Source organism: Peribacillus sp. P4_C12, assembly GCF_056402095.1.
On sequence record NZ_JBFUIB010000826.1, the window covers coordinates 1 to 1,274 of the forward strand.

The 1,274-nt window shown below is 38.9% G+C and carries 2 protein-coding genes; both read right to left on the reverse strand.

Going from position 1 to position 1,274, the window contains the following annotated elements; all coding sequences use genetic code 11:
- The coding region (locus AC1DUW_RS29390; protein WP_477644253.1) for a demethylmenaquinone methyltransferase at positions 1 to 478 on the reverse strand (478 nt) is incomplete at its 3' end.
- Between the two features lie 3 nt (positions 479 to 481).
- Positions 482 to 1,274: heptaprenyl diphosphate synthase component 1 (locus AC1DUW_RS29395; protein ID WP_477644254.1), on the reverse strand; the 793-nt coding region annotated here is incomplete at its 5' end.

Below are 1,274 nucleotides of genomic sequence, written 5' to 3' on the forward strand. Positions count from 1 at the left end.
GCATTGTTGGCTGTGAGGTATCGAGGCAAACAACCATTCCACCCGGCTTGACAACACGGTTTAACTCTTTGAGCACTTGCATGTAATCAGGAACATTCCGCAGCCCGAAACCGATTGTGACATAATCAAAGCTATTATCCTCAAAAGGAAGTTCCATTGCATTCCCATGCATAAGAGAAACTTGATCTAACTTGAGTTCATTCACCTTTTGTTCGCCGATTTTCAGCATATTTTTACTAAAATCCAGACCAACAACCTTTCCTTCAGGTCCTACTTCATTAGCAAGGGCAATGGTCCAGTCCGCTGTTCCACAGCATACATCAAGTGCATGGGCGCCTTTTGGGACTTTCATTATAGCCATTGTAGCCTTCCGCCATTTAAGATGCTGCTTAAAGCTGATGAGGGAATTCATCTTGTCATAATTACCGTAAATCTTTTCAAAAACATGATGAACTTTTTGCTCTTTAGACTGCTCCATGACTCACCCTTCTTTCACGTAAGAAATTGCTTCACTCTCTGTTTGTTTCAAGATTACGTTTACTCTTTGAAGTAAATCGTCATTCTTAGTTACTAGCTTCTGCATCGAAAGCTTTACGGATTGCCTGGCATCCCTCAGACACTTATCAAATTGAGTCCGTATCTGTGCTTCCTTTTCTGAAGTTAGAACATCATTACTATTCGAATCATCAAAAGATATGTCTCTTAAGACATCAAAAACTACCGATTGGCCTGACTTAAGATAGTTTCTCATCTCAGCATGCAGCCGATTCAAAAGAAGCAGGTCTTCTGAAATGTCAATCCAGGCAGGCTGATTATAATAATCAGCCAATTTATAAATCAGCGAAGCCTCGATCGCTTTAATTGTCGTTATAAGCGTTGGAACATCCTTAATGGACCGTTGTTGATAAAGAATGATCTTATGATCATTTATTGTTTTTATGGCGCTTGATAGTATACGAATCATCTCAACATTACCAACACCGGCAAGCCCTTGATAGTATAAGCCACTATAATAATCACCAGCAAGTACTTGTAATTGCCGATTTTTCAATTCCTCAGGCAACTCTATTCCTTCGCCCGAATTTGACACTATTTCATGGGTATCAAGAGCTATTTGCACTAGCATAGTTGAAATAATGTATTGATTCCGTTCTTCGCTTAAAACGTCCAAATCGTTAAACAATCCCCAAAGCAATAACAGTTTATCGTCGTCTAAGCTTGGCTTTTGAATATATTTCAATAAATATGGATGTTGAGCTTTGGTTTCTATTAAT